At 55.2% G+C, this 16,796-nt stretch carries 11 protein-coding genes and 2 pseudogenes; 7 read left to right on the top strand and 6 right to left on the bottom strand.

The genetic code is table 11. The features are described from left to right. Positions 1-68: 68 nt before the first annotated feature. Positions 69-1,205, top strand: coding sequence for an AZOBR_p60025 family cell surface glycopolymer formation protein (locus KTE_RS33295; RefSeq protein WP_201389245.1), 1,137 nt, complete (start codon positions 69-71; stop codon positions 1,203-1,205). Positions 1,206-1,303: 98 nt separating this feature from the next. On the opposite strand, the gene KTE_RS33290 is transcribed toward KTE_RS33295, so the two are convergent. The 5 genes from KTE_RS33290 to KTE_RS33270 form a co-directional block, all read right to left on the bottom strand. Beyond that, on the bottom strand, positions 1,304-2,119 hold the full coding sequence (locus tag KTE_RS33290) for a hypothetical protein (protein WP_201389243.1): 816 nt from the start codon (positions 2,117-2,119) through the stop codon (positions 1,304-1,306). A gap of 187 nt (positions 2,120-2,306) precedes the next feature. Next, complete coding sequence (locus tag KTE_RS33285; protein WP_201389241.1) at positions 2,307-2,504, bottom strand: hypothetical protein; 198 nt, start codon at positions 2,502-2,504, stop codon at positions 2,307-2,309. Positions 2,505-2,617: 113 nt separating this feature from the next. Next, complete coding sequence (locus tag KTE_RS33280; RefSeq protein ID WP_201389239.1) at positions 2,618-3,781, bottom strand: RNA-guided endonuclease TnpB family protein; 1,164 nt, start codon at positions 3,779-3,781, stop codon at positions 2,618-2,620. Between the two features lie 45 nt (positions 3,782-3,826). Further along, positions 3,827-4,171 carry an HIT family protein gene (locus KTE_RS33275; RefSeq protein ID WP_201389237.1) on the bottom strand — a complete coding sequence of 115 codons (345 nt, stop codon included), beginning with the start codon at positions 4,169-4,171 and terminating at the stop codon, positions 3,827-3,829. A 171-nt stretch (positions 4,172-4,342) separates the two neighbouring features. Beyond that, complete coding sequence (locus tag KTE_RS33270; protein ID WP_201389235.1) at positions 4,343-5,098, bottom strand: hypothetical protein; 756 nt, start codon at positions 5,096-5,098, stop codon at positions 4,343-4,345. A gap of 616 nt (positions 5,099-5,714) precedes the next feature. Here KTE_RS33270 and KTE_RS33265 point away from each other — a divergent pair. The 3 genes and pseudogenes from KTE_RS33265 to KTE_RS33255 all read left to right on the top strand — a co-directional run. Next, a complete protein-coding gene (locus KTE_RS33265; protein ID WP_201389233.1) occupies positions 5,715-6,512 on the top strand; it encodes a hypothetical protein in 798 nt (265 codons plus the stop codon). 207 nt (positions 6,513-6,719) lie between these two features. Next, positions 6,720-7,178 (top strand): hypothetical protein, encoded by a 459-nt coding sequence (locus tag KTE_RS33260; RefSeq protein WP_201389231.1) that lies wholly within the window; start codon positions 6,720-6,722, stop codon positions 7,176-7,178. A 138-nt stretch (positions 7,179-7,316) separates the two neighbouring features. Further along, a pseudogene (locus tag KTE_RS33255) lies at positions 7,317-9,164 on the top strand (glycoside hydrolase family 127 protein); the annotation flags it as partial. On the opposite strand, the pseudogene KTE_RS49935 reads toward KTE_RS33255, so the two are convergent. Beyond that, positions 9,129-9,311, bottom strand: a pseudogene (locus tag KTE_RS49935) (hypothetical protein); the annotation flags it as partial. The pseudogenes KTE_RS33255 and KTE_RS49935 overlap by 36 nt on opposite strands. 504 nt (positions 9,312-9,815) lie before the next feature. Here KTE_RS49935 and KTE_RS33250 point away from each other — a divergent pair. The 3 genes from KTE_RS33250 to KTE_RS33240 all read left to right on the top strand — a co-directional run bounded on the left by KTE_RS33250 (position 9,816) and on the right by KTE_RS33240 (position 16,631). After that, positions 9,816-11,612 (top strand): ABC transporter ATP-binding protein, encoded by a 1,797-nt coding sequence (locus KTE_RS33250; protein ID WP_201389227.1) that lies wholly within the window; start codon positions 9,816-9,818, stop codon positions 11,610-11,612. Continuing rightward, a complete protein-coding gene (locus KTE_RS33245; protein WP_201389226.1) occupies positions 11,609-13,375 on the top strand; it encodes an ABC transporter ATP-binding protein in 1,767 nt (588 codons plus the stop codon). The genes KTE_RS33250 and KTE_RS33245 overlap by 4 nt, the downstream gene beginning before the upstream one ends. A gap of 109 nt (positions 13,376-13,484) precedes the next feature. Continuing rightward, positions 13,485-16,631, top strand: coding sequence for a LuxR C-terminal-related transcriptional regulator (locus KTE_RS33240; protein WP_201389224.1), 3,147 nt, complete (start codon positions 13,485-13,487; stop codon positions 16,629-16,631). Positions 16,632-16,796: the final 165 nt, after the last annotated feature.

Below are 16,796 nucleotides of genomic sequence, written 5' to 3'. Positions count from 1 at the left end.
TTAGCGCATGCTTTCAATATACATGTGCCAATGCATGAATTTTACTTAGGGTGGTTGGGAGTCTTGTAATGCTAACATCACCGATACATAGGGTGTCAAAGGTCTCGGGGCGCTCAGAAATGCTGGCAGCCTGGTGGCCTGCGTTCATCATCGCTGCCCTCTATATCTTATGTGTAGGCCTGCTGGTCGTTATACGCGGCTATACAGCTCTAGATTTTGTCCACCTGGGCACTGTCTGGAATGAACATAAAGCCAGCGGCACCTGGGGCTACGATGGTCAATTTTACTACCAGCTCGCCCATGACCCCTGGCATGCCTACCAGTTCATGGATAATGCTCCCTATCGCTATCAACGCATCCTCTATCCCCTGTTCGTCTTCGCCTTCAGTCTGGGGAACGCGGCCCTGGTCCCCTATGTTATGCTGCTTTCCAATGGGATAGCGATTGTCGCCAGTGTGGCGATTGTAGCTCATATCTTGCAGAAACGCCAGGTCTCGCCCTGGTTCAGCCTGGCACTAGGACTTTATTTCGGCCAGCTCGCGGCCTTCACGTTCGATACAGCAGAACCCTTCATGGTCTTTCTGCTCTGCCTGGGCATCTTCTTTACCCAGGGGAAACGCGTCTGGCTAGGAGCGCTCTGTATGGGATTGGCGGCCCTGACCCGCGAAACCGCGATACTCTTTCCACTGGTCTATGGCGTGGCCTTTCTCCTCCAGCGCCGCTGGCGCGATCTTATCCCTATGACACTGCTGGGAGGCTTACCGCTCCTGCTCTGGCTTGCAGCCATTGTACTGATTTTCGGCAAGAGTGGCCTGGGCTTTGCCCCCTCCTTTGAACGCCTTCCCTTCGCAGGAATTACTTATTTTGCCAATGCCCCACGCAAATTCTGGCTCCTACTCCTGCTGATGTTCCTCCCCACGCTAGCTAATTGCCTACTGGCGGGCTGGGAGATCTGGAAGCGGCGCTGGTCCCCCCTGTTGCTCGCATGGATCATCAATCTTCTATCCATCGTCTTCCTCTCGCATTATTCCTATATCGAGCTGATCTCCTGCAGCCGTATCAGTCTAGGCTTGATCCTGGCTGGCGTCATGTACGCCGCCTATAGCAAGAACAAGCTCCTTCTCTGGTCCACACACTTCTACACCCTCACCTGCCTGGTATATATAGCCGGCACGCTCCTGCGCTGGCCCGTCTTTATCGGGTAGAATATTTATCACATGATGTGTGGCAGTGCCACAAGCATTGCCACACCATATATACATACTGGGACATACTATAGCGAGAAAAACTATCACATCTTCTATCATTTTTTATTCAATCCCGTTGTGAGCCGAAACCGCTTGGTGAACATTCGCCAATTTTGTTTCAACAAGCCAGCTTGTACACCCGATTCGCGAGAAATTTCCGGACGAGATGTAATGAGGATGAATACAAAAAGGATCGCCGCAAGGATCAAAGATGAGCCAATAGTGCCAAATCCCAGCCCGCCTTGTGCATGTGACTTTGTAAGAAGGTCACCCATTGTCGCACCGAATGGACGCGTGAGCACAAATGCCATCCAGAACAAGAGGGTTTTGGAGATCCTGGTGAAAAAAGCTGCGCAAACTATCAGCGCGAGTAGACCTGTAATGAGCAGCACGCCTCCCCCAAATCCGAGATGGGAATCGTCTGCCAGGAAATCACCCAGCGCGGTCCCCAGGGTGTTTGAAAAGAGGATTGCCGTCCAAAAGAGGATTTCAACCTTCACCGTGGTGATCTTGTTCACCGAGAAAGAAGCCTTACTGAAGCGCCAGATTACAAAGATAGCTAGCAAAAGAGTGCAGAGTAGGAGGGAGCCTTTCGCGTAGCCCAGCCCTAAAGTGCGGTCCATATAATCTGACATAGTAGTACCAGCGATACTGGTTGAAAGGATAACGCTCCAGTAAAGGAAGGGGTGATATTTTTTCGAGAGAAGTTGCGTCGTCAGAGTGATGACAAACAGCCCAATGAAAAGCAAAGAACTAATGGCATAGCCGACATGCATGGTCATAGATAAAAGATCACCACCCGTTTCGCCCAGAGTGGTTGCGCAAATCTTCATGATCCAGAACGCGATAGTAATTTGAGGGATTTTCTTCATCAGCATATCCTCCTACTACGTAGTCTACTGATGAAGAGAAGCGAAGCATAGAAGCGTATTGAAGCCATCTCCCGACCGGCGCTGCGTGCAGACCTCGCATTCACACAGAAGTCTGGGCACGCCTCGCGAATCGCTCGTGCCCAGGAAGGTAATAGAAGCCAAAACCTATCCTCTTCTCCAGATAAAGCTACTTAATGGCGCTTAGCTTACGCGTAAACTCCTCGCAGAAGGCAATCAGCTCATCCGCAGGAATGATAGGATGCTCTTCGTCAGCCTTCAGGCGCTCGAAGATGCGCGGCCCCTTGTGCTCGTCGGGGAGATCAGCCGGCTTGGGAACCATGTGGATATGCACATGAGGAAAGCCCTTGCCCTCCGCGAAGCACATCAGATACTGCTCCGATTACTGTAGGAAAAGGTATGCAAGCATAGCTCTCCCACAGCTTTCGTTGTTGCTGCTTCATCCGTAGGTGCCTCAACGTAACCGGTACGTTTTTGGTCTTACCCCGCGTCCACAGCCAAGTTAACGTCTTCGTCCGAGCCAGTACCGGAGACGGCTTGATCAATCAGCCCGATCAAGCGTAAGGCTTCAGCAAGAATGCATAACGCGGCATTCTGGTCCCGGTCCTGTGGGAAAAGGTGATACGCACAGGAGGGGTTCTGGCAGAGAAACACACGGTCCGACAACTGCATGGTTTCCCACTTCCAATCGCAACCATGGCAGCTTTTACTCGATGGAAAGAAGCGGTCCACTTTGATGACCTGCCCGCCTCGCTGCTCCATTTTGCTGCTCAGCAGAGAGAGCAATTTGCCTAACGCCGCATCCGAAAATGACCGAGCCAGCGTGCGATTTTTCAGCAACCCTTTGAGGTGGAGATCCTCAATGCCAATGATCCCGTAACAGGTGGCGAGTCGCGTGGTCAGCTTGTGGAGCACATCATCGCGCAGGCAGGTAATCCGGTAGTGCAGCCGTGCCACCTGCCTACGCGCTTTCTCCCGGTTTTTTGAGCCCAGTTTCCGACGATGCAGGCGCTTGTTCGCCCGACGCAGTTTCCCCAAGGCGGTTTTGAGGAACGCTTGGTTCTCGATTCCCTCTCCCGTACTCAGGGTCGCCAGGCGGTTGAGTCCCACATCGATGCCGACAGCCGCCTGTTTCTTCGCCGCAATCTCATCTGGCATTTGCACCTGAATGGAGACAAACCACCACTCGGCTGTCTTGGTGATCCGTGCCCCTTTGACGCGGCCCTCAAACCGGAGCTTCTCGGCCATATTCACCCAGCCGAGCTTGGGGACCCACATGCGGTGATCACCCAGTTCAAACTGATCATTGGCGAGATAGAAGCTCGGCTTGCTTCGCTTTTTGCTCTTGAACTTGGGGCGGCGTGCACGGCCCTCAAAGAACGCGGTAAACGCCTTGCCCAAATCAAGAAACGGTTGGTCTGAAGCGTTTTTGGTGACCTCCCAGGTCCAGGGGAACTGCTCGCGCCTGATCGCATTGAACTGCTTCTTGAGTGTGAGGGCCGTGGGTTTCTCTCCGGCCTCATACTGCCGATTCCACTCGGCCAGTGCCCAGTTCCAGACAAATCGTGCGGTTCCGGCGGTTTTAGCAAAGGAGATGGCTTGCTCCGGAGTGGGATGAAGTCTGATCTTATGGGCTCGAATCATTGGTATTTCCCTTTGCACTACACCAAAACACGTTATACCTCTATATTAGAACATGTATTCTCCTGTGTCAATGGCAAAGAAATGTCTGCTTGGTGCCATCATCTGATGGCGTTCTCCTACCTTTTGGTAAACTGTTGGAGATTCTTTCTGCACACAACTATCCAGGTGCATGGTCTGGGCCAACCTATATTGGATCTCAGCCAACTCCAAAAATTCCTCCCGAGACAGCTCATGCAGCGCCTCCACGTGGCGCCTGGGCAGGATTACCAGCCAACCAAGGTGGATAGTAGGATAGGCATGATCGACCACCCAGTAAGTTCCCTCATAGACAATGGGTCCAGGCGAAATACTACGCTCACCACTCAGGCTGAGACAGCTTAAACACTCCATAGAAGAGCCTCTTTCCTCAAATAGTTCTCCCTGAGTATATCATCCCTTGTGTCTGCGGCGCTCACGGGTAAGGGGATGTTGGTGTGAGCAGCGGCCTTGCCGCTGCTCACACCAACATCCCCTTACCCGTGGCGAGCTTGCGAGCTGATGAGTCCAGCCCGGAAAAGAAGCCTATAAAGCGGTGATTGTCAGGCTGCTGACACGCAGGGTGATGCCATGTGACTTGATATGCAGTGGTCCTTGAGAGAGATTGGGCGAGGATGCGCTGCCCACAGTAAAGGCCTTTACGCCATCGGCGAAAAACTCTAAGATGTTATCGCGAATCTCCAGCCTGTAGACATGTGGCTCCATGCGCGGATCATAATCAAAGGGAGGCTGGCTCTGTATCGCGTTGGCAGGCGGATCAATCATAGCTTGGAGTTGGGGATGAAGGCCCCCAATGGTCGGCAACTTGGAGAGCAGATTACTCGCCCCGGCATTATAGCCATCAATTGCCCCATTATGCGGCGCAAAGAAACTGAAGCTACCACCGTTGGGCGCGTTATAATGCATAACCTGAATGTGAACCTCTACAGCATACATAGTTGTAGGGGAAACAAAGGGCATGGTAAGCACATCATCCTCATCACTTTTAGAATAAAGCTCTCCATGCTGGACCTGCCAACCCGTGGCCCCCTCCCAGCCCGCAATACCACGCGTCCAATCAGCCTTGTAGAGTATCGTTCCGGCCGCTGGCCCTTTATGCGGCGTAGGCGTGAGCGCCTGAGAAGTGGGCTGCGTTCCTGAATCCGAACTGGTTGTGGGACCGCCAGAGCAGGCAGCCAATACCACCATGAGGCAGACAAAGAAGAGGCTACATATAAAGCGCCGCCGATGCCAGGGAGTATAAGCGAAATACAGCTTTTGTCTATACATTGACGAAGGCATACGAACACTCCTTTATTCGCTACAAGCCAATAATTAAATATTATGCAAATTCCCCCTGCACACAAACATTCTAGCATCCCAGGAGATTAATAAGAGGAGAACCTGAATAACAATCAAATCTCGAGGGAAAAACAGTAATTACTAAAATACTTTTTAGATCATTACCTATAGATAGTATAGGGGTAGGGATAAAAGAATGTCAAGAAATAGCCACGCTAGCTATCTTTTCGCATTGACAGTAATATATTTAGCATGTTAAGCTCTATATGCTCTTCTCTATATATAGCAAGGAGAGGGGTTGTTCTCAAGAAAGGTAGTTTTTACAGATGGCCTTCAGCGGCGAAATACCTGCGCAGACGCCAGGTATCCATGGTACAACCACACAGGGTAACCAGCTTCCCGCCCATGGCCGCACTCTGCCTTTTTTTAGCCATGCTTTGTTGTTGAGAAGCAAAAGCGCGTAGCAGTCAGGTAGACATAGGCCGTGGGCGAAAAAAGTTGCCCACGGCCTTCTGCGTTTTTGGGGCCGGCTTGTGTCTCTCAGCAAGACCGTGGGCAAGATGTCCACGGTCTTTTTTGTCAACATTAACATTGCAAATTGCAAGGAGAAATCAGCATGCGAGACAGCGACACCCAGGCCCTTTATGATTACCTCGTCTCCGAATACAACCACCACTTCGACTACTGGGACTGGTCGTACCTGGATGGCAGAAGGGTAGATGTATCGACCCAACCTAAGGCGTGGGACTATATCAGGGCTGTACAAACCGCCATGCAGCAGACACAATCCATTCTCGACATGCGTACCGGTGGTGGCGAGAAGTTCGCCGAGCTGCTCAAGCAATATCCTATACCACATGCCTATGCCACGGAGGGCTACGCACCAAATCTCGCCATGGCCCATCGGCTCCTTGATCCCCTGGGGGCCACCGTCTATGCCGTGGATGACGAAACACTGCCCTTCGCCGACAATATGCTGGAGCTTATTATCAATCGCCATGGGAGCTACGATCCACGCGAGGTGTTGCGCGTCTTAAAACCGGGTCAGCGCTTCATCACGCAGCAGGTTGGCGATCAGGCCAATGTGCTCATCCATGAGTTACTCGGACGCCAGAAGGAACTGCTCTCCTACGAGGGCACACCCCACAAACCCGCCTGGAACCTGGAGTATGCCACACATGAGTTGCGTGCACACGGCTGGCAGATTATAGAGCAGCATGAGCACTTTCATATCACGCGTTTTCTCGACCTGGGCGCCTTTGTCTACTATCTCAAGGCCATTCCCTGGGAGGTACCCAATTTCTCCATCAACGCCTACTTTGATAAGCTCGTTGAAATTCAGCGCATCTTTGAACGTGATGGCATGCTCGACATTCCCTTCCACACCTTCTTTATCGTCGCTCGCAAGGTATAAGAGGCTTGGTGTAGTGCGTAGTGGCAGCCTGCGGCTGCCACTACGCACTACACCAACAAAACCTGCGCCGCAGGCGCGAAAGTGACGCCCCCATACACAACCAAAGCGCGAGACATTCGTATTCCTGGTAATAAAGGTATCAAAATCATAGAATTCTAGGGTCAAGCGTTGAAGCCCAACCCATCATAGAGGAAAGCAGGCACATTCATGCAATATGGAGATCCAAGAGACGCGCGGAGAGCGGCCAGGAACGCCAGGCGCGCCTACAGGCGAAGCTATAGACGGTCCAGGGGTGGCTGGCTCGGCATCGTGTTTATCATCATCGCCGTCGTCTACTTTACACACCACCTCTCGACAATACTCTTCGGCCTGGGCGTGCTCGTCCTCCTGTTGATCGGGGCGGGCCTCTTCATGTCCAGTCGCAATAGAGGCATGAACTATCAACAGCCATACATGCCTCCCCAACAATTCAACCAGGCACCCGCCGAGTCAGCAGAGCAGCAACCCTACTACCAGCCATATGACCAGGGCTACCAGGCTCCACCAGAAAACTATCAGGAAGGCGGGCAACAATACTACTATCCTTCGCAGAATTCAGCTCAGCCTCAGCCACACGAAGCCCCCGAGGCTCAATATCCTGAGCAATTGCCACCCATGCAACAGTAAAGAGTAGCACGACGCAGCTAGAGCACACGTCTATATATGATGGGACAGAGAATGTCGTATCATGGTATGTAAACGCGTGCTCTAGCAGCGTTGGCACCTACTTGGTGGATCTCATAACCAGAAAGGCTCTTGCCCACAATGACTTTTAGCCGTCATTCCAACCCACAGCAACAGGATACCGCTTTTGTTGTCGATACTCGGCGCAGTCCACAGGCCAGATTACACCCGGTTAGCCTGAGCAACGTACGGCTTACGGATACGTTCTGGCAGCCACGCCGTGATATTAATCAGACCGTGACGCTTCCACAGCAATACGAACTATCCGCGCGTACCGGGCGACTCGATAATTTTCGCCGGGCGGCTGGAGATAACTCGATTCCATTCAGGGGTATATTTTACAACGACTCCGATGTCTACAAATGGGTGGAGGCGGCCTCCTGGACGCTCGCTCAGACTCTCGATGCACGCTTAGAGCAGCAGCTTGACGAGGTGATCGCGCTTATCGCCTCAGCTCAGGATGATGACGGCTATCTAAACACCTACTTTACCTTTGAGCGCCAGGCCGAGCGCTGGAGCAATCTCACGGATCTGCATGAACTCTACTGCGCGGGCCATCTTCTCCAGGCTGCGGTCGCGCACCACCGGGCAACTGGCAAGACCAGCCTGCTCGATGTGGCGACTCGCGTGGCCGATAATATCGCCTCGGTCTTTGGTCCCCAGGGACGCCCGGGAACCTGTGGGCATCCCGAAATTGAGCTGGCCCTGGTCGAGCTGGCCCGCGAGACGGGCGAGCCACGTTACCTGCAACAGGCGCAGTTCTTCATCGACCAGCGTGGTCAGAAGCCGCCTGTCCTCAAAGGCTCCCCCTATTGCCAGGATCATCTACCGGTACGCGAGCAGCAGGAAGTCGTGGGACACGCCGTGCGCGCCCTCTACCTCTACGCAGGGGTAACCGACGCCTATCTTGAGACAGGGGAAGCGGCCCTTGACCACGTGCAAGAGGCCCTCTGGCAGAATCTCACGGAACGCAAGACGTATGTGACAGGCGGCGTGGGATCACGCTGGGAGGGTGAGGCATTCGGTGAGAACTATGAGCTCCCCAATGAACGGGCCTACACGGAGACCTGCGCCGCCATCGCCAGCGTCATGTGGAACTGGCGCCTCCTCCAGGCCAGGCCCGAGGCGCGCTTCACCGATGTGATCGAACAGACACTCTACAATGGCGTCATCGCGGGTAGCTCGCTCGATGGGAAACTCTACTTTTACCAGAATCCCCTCGCGGACCGTGGCAAACACCGCCGCCAGCCCTGGTTTGACACGGCCTGTTGCCCCCCCAATATCGCGCGCCTGCTCGCCTCGCTCCCCGGCTATTTCTACAGCACCTCGGAGGAGGGCATCTGGTTGCATCTCTACGCCAGCAACACCGCTCAGATTCCCCTGACCAGCGGAGAGACCATTACCGTCGAACAGCAAACGAACTATCCCTGGGATGAAGAGATTGGCGTCAAGCTCCAGATGCAGGAGCCTCAGACCTTTGCCCTCTTTGTGCGCATACCCTCCTGGGCGACAGGCGCCCAGATCCAGGTCAACCAGCAGCCTGTCGAGGGGCTTGCCGTCAAGCCAGGAACTTATGTCCAGCTCAAACGTACCTGGCAGCCAGGCGATGAGATCACAATAGTCCTGCCCCTGGAAGTTCGCCTCCTGGAGAGCCATCCCCATGTTACCAGCAACCGTGGCCGCGTCGCCATCGTTCGCGGCCCCCTGGTCTACTGCCTTGAGCAAGCCGATCACGGCTCCGTCGATGTATGGGATATTGTCCTTCCAGGCCAGACTCAGTGGAAATCCAAAAAGCAAGATCAGCTCCTGGGCGGGATCGTGACCCTACATACCCAGGCCTACGAGCAGGTCTCAGAAGGCTGGCAGGGACAACTCTATCGCCCCCATAACCAGGGCAAGCAACAACGCTATCGCCCGGTCCAGCTCACCGCCATCCCCTACTACGCCTGGGCCAACCGCGAAGCTGGCCCCATGCAAGTCTGGCTCCCCCTGGATGAGCATATCAAGGCCCATCCCAATAGCCGCTAGCAGGCCTACCACAGTAGCCGCGTACGCCAGTAGCGGGCCCGCTACTGGCGTACGCGGCTACTTTCGGTCAATATACGCTGATAATTCCCGAAATAACCACTTGACAATATTATATTTTTGCATATACACTTGCGTTATACATCATGTATTAGTGTTTGGAGAAGTAAAAATGTTGAACAGTTGCATTAAGTTCTTACCACGAAATGGGGGACTTCATTGCGGCAATGGCATGCTACTGGCCCAGGGGATCACTCTGCCCCTTTTGCCTGCATGCGCCTGTTCACATTCTTCGCGGTCAACCCCATCTCATTAGCGACTGATCGCGCTTCTCACCGGCGTACGCAGCGAGTACGACCGGTGATGATGAGTGGTTGCGCTGCTAACCCCCATTCGGGGGCAAGCGCACGCGCCTACATATTATGGTATGGGCCATGTCGGCCTCACCAACTCCACACCTTCATCTTCACTTCCTGAACCCGGAGCGCCTTGCGCGTTTTTGCCCTCAGCGGTTGTCCTTGTCTGCGTCTTGTATTCCTTTATGGAGGACAACCAATGAAGCTCTGGCAGTTTTTACTGTCGCTCAAGGCACGCAACTCACCGCCACGCATCACATCGCGCCAGTACCTTACACTCTTGCGAACGTATCTCGGGCCACAGCGTCTGAGAGTCGCCGTGATGGCGCTCCTGCTCTTCGCTAGCATCGCCATGCAATTGCTGGGACCCCAGATCATCCGCGTCTTTATCGACACCTTTCAACACGGCGCCACGCAGCAGGTACTCACGCTTACAGCCCTGCTCTACCTGGGCGTGGCGATAGGCGGTCGCCTCGTCTCCGCCCTCGCGGCCTACTTTTGCGAGGATGTCGGCTGGCGCGCCACCAACTGGCTGCGCGAGGATCTCACACGCCACTGCCTGAACCTGGATCGCGCCTTCCACAGCCGCTATACACCGGGCGAGCTTATCGAGCGCGTCGATGGCAATGTTGACGCGCTGGCGAACTTCTTCTCGCGCTTTATGGTTCTTGTGCTGGGCAATGCCCTGCTCGTCCTGGGTATCCTGGTCCTTATGGCACGGGAGAACGCGTGGTTGAGCATCGTCATGGGCGCCTACCTTGTTATCAGTATCTTTGCCTATGTACGCATCCAGAAATTTGCTATTCCATACTATAAGAAACACCAGCAGGCGGAGGCAGCCTTAAGCGGCTTCTGGGGAGAGCTGCTTGCTAGCCTGGAGGATATCGCCTCCAGCGGAGCGGCGCCCTATATTCTGCGGCGCTATGTACAATTGCAGCGCCAGGAGAACACCGCTGAGCTCAAGCGCACCTTCTACTGGACCAGTTTTGAGATCTCCGGGCTAGCAATCGAGGTGGTGAGCATGATTGTTGTGCTCATCATCAGTGTCTACCTCTTCGTGCATGGCACAATCACGCTTGGAACGCTTGTGCTCCTCCTGAGCTACAACTCGCTCATGCTCGACTATACCTTTGAATTAACAGAACAGTTTAGCGCCCTTCAGGAGGTTACAGCCAGCATTGAGCGCATCAACGAAATCTATCATACCGCCAGCCAGGTTCCAGATGGTCCCGGCGTAAGCTTCCCTACCGGCGCCCTGGACATTGCCTTTGAAGAGGTCACCTTTCACTATGAGTCAGCCCAACCAGTACTGCGCGCCATCTCATTTGAGGTGCCAGCCGGGATGGTCGTAGGCCTGATCGGGCGTAGTGGTAGCGGCAAGACCTCGCTCACACGGCTGCTGACGCGCTTCTATGATCCAGTGGTTGGCAGCGTTTGCCTGGGAGGACAGAATCTGCGCCAGGCAAGGCTAGAGGACCTGCGCCAACGTGTAGGACTCGTCACTCAGGAGGTGCAGCTCTTCCGTGCCACATTGCGCGAGAACCTGACCTTCTTCGATGAGCGGATCGACGACGAGCGTATCCTCGCAGCCATCACACAATTAGGCCTATACGATTGGTATACCCGCTTGCCAAATGGGCTTGATACACCACTTGCAAGCAACGGCGCGGGCCTCTCGGCTGGCGAAGCTCAGCTCCTGGCCTGTATCCGCGTCTTTCTCAAGGATCCCCAACTAATTATTCTGGACGAGGCCACCTCGCGCCTGGATCCCGCGACCGAGCGGCTCATCACCCAGGCAACCGAGCGCTTACTGCGTGGGCGTACCGCGCTTATTATCGCCCATCGCCTCTCAACAGTGGAGCGCGTTGAGCGCATCATGGTTCTGGAGGCCGGTCAGATAGTAGAGTATGGCGCGCGTGCCGACCTGGCGGGAGATCCCGCCTCGCGCTATGCCCGGCTACTACAGATGACTCACCCGGAGGAACTACTGGCATGAAAACGAGACAATTTCTATGGCGCCTCATCAAATTCACACGCTGGAGTTACCTGGGGGACATCCTGCTCCAGTTTCCGCGCCGCCTCCTGCCACTGGCGCCGGCCCTCATAATTCAGCAGATTGTGGATGGTTTGACGCATGGCATGCGGCTCGATGCCGACTTCTGGGGCTTGCTCGCGCTCTTGCTGGGCCTGGTACTGGCACGCATGACCTGCCTTATCATAACGATGGTAAGCGAGCGCTTTCCCATCTTCAACGTCGAGGCCCTTCTGCGCAAGAACCTGCTGGAGCATCTGCTACGCCAGCCTGCGGCAGTCGGCCTCCCTTATCCCAACGGAGACATCATCAACCGCCTCCAGCGGGACCCGGGAGACCTGGGCCGCTTCCTGGTAATGTGCGCCTTTGTCTTTGGCATGGCCGTTGAAACCGTGACTGCGCTGCTCATCATGGCCCATCTCAACCTCCAGTTGACGATTGTAGCCGTCATCCCCCTGCTCCTGGGCAATGTACTGGTCAATACCTTTGGCAGGCGCATCGAGCGTTATCGCACCGCTACCCGCGAGGCCGGGAGCGCGGTCAGTAGCCACCTGGTGGAGATGTTTGGCTCTGTTCAAGCCGTCCAGGTCGCGGGCGCGACCGAGAGCGTGATCGGACATTTTCAGCGCCTCAACCAGCGCCGCAGGCGGGCCGCGCTCCAGGAGAATCTTTTTAGCAATGCCTTCCTGGGCCTCTTCGATACCGGCATTTCGAGTATCGGCATTGGCCTGGTGCTCCTCCTGGCGGGCAGTGCGTTGCGCGCAAGCCGCTTTACTATCGGTGATTTTACGCTCTTTGTCGCCTATATGGCCAACATCGCCCGCTTCAGCGGTGAGCTTATCGAGCGCATCGCGGCCTACAGACAGGTGCGGGTCGCGCACAAACGCTTGAACGACCTCATGCTCGGGGCAGAACCAAATGCCCTGGTAAGGCCTGGACCAATCTACCGTCGTGGTCCCCTACCAGCTATTCCAGTGCTACGCCAGGGAGCCGAGGAGCGCCTGGAAACCCTAGAGGTGAGCGATCTCAGCTATCATTATCCCGACGCCCAACGTGGTATCAGCGAGGTCGGCCTGCGCATTGACCGAGGGCAATTTGTGGTGATTACCGGGCGTGTTGGCTCTGGAAAGACAACGCTACTCCGCACGCTGCTTGGCTTACTGCCGAAGACGCAGGGAGCTATTCGCTGGAATGGGGATCTGGTGACCCATCCCACGAGTTTCTTTGTACCACCGCGCAGCGCCTACACACCCCAGACGCCCGCGCTCTTCAGCACAACCTTGCGCGAGAATATCACGCTTGGTCTGGCCCTGGACGAGGGCCAGGTACGGCAGGCCGTCCACACCGCGGTCATGGAGCGCGACATTGAGACCCTGGTTTCCGGCCTGGAGACCATCATTGGCCCCCGGGGCGTCAAACTCTCAGGCGGCCAGGTACAGCGGAGCGCGGCGGCGCGCATGTTCGCGCGCGAACCCGAACTACTGGTCTTCGACGATCTCTCCAGTGCCCTGGACGTTGAGACTGAACGCCTGCTCTGGCAGCGCATCTTCGCTCAGGAACAACATACCTGCCTCGTGGTCTCACACCGCGAAGCCGCGCTGAGGCGAGCCGACCATATCATCGTCCTCAAAGAGGGGCGCATTGAAGCGCAGGGAAACCTGGAATACCTGCTTACCCATAGCGAAGAGATGCGCCAGCTCTGGCTGGGGGAGGTGTATAGCGAGTAAGTCATCGCTTACAAGCCATAGAAGGGGAGCACTTGTTTTTTGCTCCCCAACCATATACAATCATCCTTAGATATTGTTGGGGAGCACATAGAGGGAGCAATACACACCTATGCCCAGGCGCGCACAGTATGCTATCAAATGGCTAGCTGAGCTGAATGCCTACTCTTTTACTGGACCAGCAGGTGAAACAGTTCCTTCCCTGCAAGGTGAGGAATGGCTACAATGGCTTGGGGAGCATACGGCCTTTGCCTTTCATGGGCGTAATGGTCAGCTCAATCTGCTCAAGGAGCGCCGCCGGTCAGGTGAAGGCTACTGGTATGCCTACCAGCGCCAGGAGACAGGCATGGTCAAGCGTTACGTAGGGCGGAGCCAGCAGCTCAGCCTGGAGCGCCTTGAGGAGGTCGCGACGCTGCTGAATACTCCGAAGGGCACGGGACATACGTCTACATATAGAGGTACGATATCGCCCGCACCTTTATATGTAGACGCGTACTTCAGTAGCGTCGTCCCACCGCCACAGTTTGAGCCACTCTTGATGCCCAAGCTCCAGCTGCCCCGTCTTCAGAGCTCGCTTCTCCCTCGCGAACAACTCTGGAGCTTGCTAGACAAAGGCCTGGAGTATAAACTGACCATCGTCGCGGGACCAGCAGGCTACGGCAAGACGACAGCAGTCAGCCAGTGGGTCGCCGAACGCGGCACGCAGGAAAAATTTCCCCGCGTCGCCAGTCTCACCCTGGACGAGGGCGATAACGACGTGATCCGCTTCTGGCGCTATATCATCGCCGCCTGCCAGGCCGCATATCCAGGCTGTGGCAAGGAGGCACTGGAGATCCTGCGCGCCCATCGCCTGCCTCCCTTTAAGCCATTGCATATGATGCTCACAACCCTGCTTAACGAGCTTAGCCAGCTTGAACATCCCGCAGTGCTCACCCTGGATGATTGCCACGTGCTACACACGCCCCAGGTAATCGAAACGCTGAGTTTCTTCCTGGATCATCTACCAACCTCGCTGCATCTCTATATGCTCATTCGTGGCGATCCTCCCTTCTCGATAACACGCCTGCGCGCACGCAACGAGCTATTTGATATCTACCCTCCTCACCTGGCCTTCTCATTGGAAGAGACACGCGTCTTCTTTGAGCGTGTGCTGCCCTTTTCGCTCACCCCCAAAGAGGTACGCCAGGTTCACGAACATCTTGAGGGTTGGGGCACAGGATTGCGTCTGCTAGCTATGTCCATTACAGGAGCCAACAATAGGCGCGAAGTAGAACAGATCCTGCAAACCTTTACGCGTAGTCATTGGAGCGTACGTGCTTATCTCTTTGAAGAGGTGCTCCACACGCTCACGCTTGAACAGCAGGAGTTTCTCTTAGAATCATGCATACTCCCGCTCGTCAATGCCGAACTGTGTGATGTTATCCGCGAGCGCGAGAACAGCACAGAGATGCTCCAGAACCTGCGCGCCAGCGACCTCTTCTTGATTCCCCTTCATGGATCGGGAGGATGGACACGCTACCATTCACTCTTCGCCGACACCATGCGCCAGGAAGCACATAAGCGCCTGGGCGAGCCACATCTGCACAGGCTCTTAGCCCGCGCCAGTACCTGGTACGAAGCACATAATCTCTATGCAGAGGCGATTGAGACGGCACTCGATGCCGCCAATTTCATGCGCGCGCTCGACCTGCTTGAATGCTTTCTCAAGGAGAAGTTACATACTCAAGCCCTGGCCACTCAGGAAATATACACACTGCATCGCTGGTTTAGACGCCTGCCTGAAAAAGACCTGGCACGCCATCCCGACCTCTGTGTACACTATGCTATGACCCATCTCTTCCTCTTGATGGAAGAGCCACAACTTCACCCTGGCAGAGAACAGATAGATCATTTATTGCTGCTGGCAGAAGAGCGCTGGCGCGACGCCAATAACACAGAGAAGCTAGCCGAGATCTTTGCTTTTCGCGCACTACTGACACGCCAGGAAGGTAATATTCTCCAGGCTGTGACCTGGGCCAGGCAAGCCCTGGCCTGGCTCCCACAGCAGGACCGCACCTGGCGCAATCTCGCCCTGACCGTCGTAGGAACGGGAGAGATTCTGGCTGGCGACCTGAGGGCAGCACGCCGAGTCCTCCTTGAAGCCCTGGCACTTAACGAACAGCAGGGCAATTTCCTCTACGCACGCGCCACACGCGGAATGCTGGCCTGGGTGGGCTGTGAACAGGGAACACTGCATCACACCGCCGAACAGTTTCGCCAGATGCTTAGCGAGGCCCGAGCACAAGAGGATCGCGACGATATTGCGCGCAGCCTGTATGGACTCGCCCAAATCTACTATCAGTGGAACGACCTGGAGCAGGCAGAAAAGATGACGCATGAAGCCCTGGAGAAGGCGGAACAAATTCAAATTGAAGAAGTACAGGCACAAGCCATCATCCTCCTGGCCTTGATTGAGCAAGCCCAGGGACAGGGCGAGCAAGCACAACAACGGCTGACAGCCTGGCTGGTACGCACATCCACACCTCACACGCCTTTAAGCTATCAACTCTATCGCGAGGTACAGGCCTGCCTGGCACGGCTTCAGCTTGCACATGGCAATCTAGCTGCTGTAGAGCGCTGGTTTAGCAATGTAGAGCAGAGCGAGGAGGCCCTGCCACTCCTCAAGCGCCAGCGTGAACACATCCTCAAAATACGCTACCTGCTCACTCAGGGGAATATCCCTGTCGCCCTGGAGCGACTCAAACACATCTGTGCAGAAGCTCAACGAACTGATCACATCGCCCTTCTGCTCGAAGCCCAGGTCGTCATGATCCTGGCCTACGCGCAGCAGGGAACACAGACACAAGCACGAGCACAACTTCAGGCTCTCCTGGAGGCCACGCACAGCGAGAAGCACACACGTCTCTTCCTCGACGAGGGCGAAGAGATGGCCCTGCTCCTGCGCAGCATCCTCCCTCAACTTACAAACAAAACCCTACGCAACTATACCCTACACCTGCTCAACGCCTTCGCCTCAGCCAGCCCAACGCCAGCACAGCCGAGCGCCCCCAATGCCTCACTCCTGCTCGAACCCCTCAGTCCACAGGAAGAGCGCGTCCTGCGCCTGCTGGCCTCTGGCAACAGCAACGCCGATATCGCCCGCGAGCTTGTCGTCTCTGTCAACACCATTCGTACACAGCTTCAGAGCATCTATCGCAAGCTCAACGTCACCAACCGCGTCGAAGCCAGCAACATCGCCCGGCAACTTGGTCTCGTTTAACCAGGTAGGTGTTGTTGCATAGTTTGCGGGCGAAGCCCGCAAACTATGCAACAACACCTACCTGGTATTAAGATTGACAATTATGATATTAAGCCTTACCATGAAATACCTGAGGTACATAACAAGCAGACAGATATATATATCCCGCTACTTATGGAGTAACTA

Origin of the sequence: Ktedonobacter sp. SOSP1-85 (genome assembly GCF_016587415.1) — a bacterium.
GTDB lineage: Bacteria > Chloroflexota > Ktedonobacteria > Ktedonobacterales > Ktedonobacteraceae > Ktedonobacter.
The sequence above is the reverse complement of the archived record's forward strand: the minus strand, read 5'-3'. Positions and strand labels throughout refer to the sequence as shown.

What these genes read in the sequence shown, in the direction of transcription:
- KTE_RS33295 (WP_201389245.1), top strand. Translation starts at nt 69, where the DNA reads ATGCTAACATCACCGATACATAGGGTGTCAAAGGTCTCGGGGCGCTCA.
- KTE_RS33290 (WP_201389243.1), bottom strand. Translation starts at nt 2,119, where the DNA reads ATGAAGAAAATCCCTCAAATTACTATCGCGTTCTGGATCATGAAGATT.
- KTE_RS33285 (WP_201389241.1), bottom strand. Translation starts at nt 2,504, where the DNA reads ATGTGCTTCGCGGAGGGCAAGGGCTTTCCTCATGTGCATATCCACATG.
- KTE_RS33280 (WP_201389239.1), bottom strand. Translation starts at nt 3,781, where the DNA reads ATGATTCGAGCCCATAAGATCAGACTTCATCCCACTCCGGAGCAAGCC.
- KTE_RS33275 (WP_201389237.1), bottom strand. Translation starts at nt 4,171, where the DNA reads ATGGAGTGTTTAAGCTGTCTCAGCCTGAGTGGTGAGCGTAGTATTTCG.
- KTE_RS33270 (WP_201389235.1), bottom strand. Translation starts at nt 5,098, where the DNA reads ATGCCTTCGTCAATGTATAGACAAAAGCTGTATTTCGCTTATACTCCC.
- KTE_RS33265 (WP_201389233.1), top strand. Translation starts at nt 5,715, where the DNA reads ATGCGAGACAGCGACACCCAGGCCCTTTATGATTACCTCGTCTCCGAA.
- KTE_RS33260 (WP_201389231.1), top strand. Translation starts at nt 6,720, where the DNA reads ATGCAATATGGAGATCCAAGAGACGCGCGGAGAGCGGCCAGGAACGCC.
- KTE_RS33250 (WP_201389227.1), top strand. Translation starts at nt 9,816, where the DNA reads ATGAAGCTCTGGCAGTTTTTACTGTCGCTCAAGGCACGCAACTCACCG.
- KTE_RS33245 (WP_201389226.1), top strand. Translation starts at nt 11,609, where the DNA reads ATGAAAACGAGACAATTTCTATGGCGCCTCATCAAATTCACACGCTGG.
- KTE_RS33240 (WP_201389224.1), top strand. Translation starts at nt 13,485, where the DNA reads ATGCCCAGGCGCGCACAGTATGCTATCAAATGGCTAGCTGAGCTGAAT.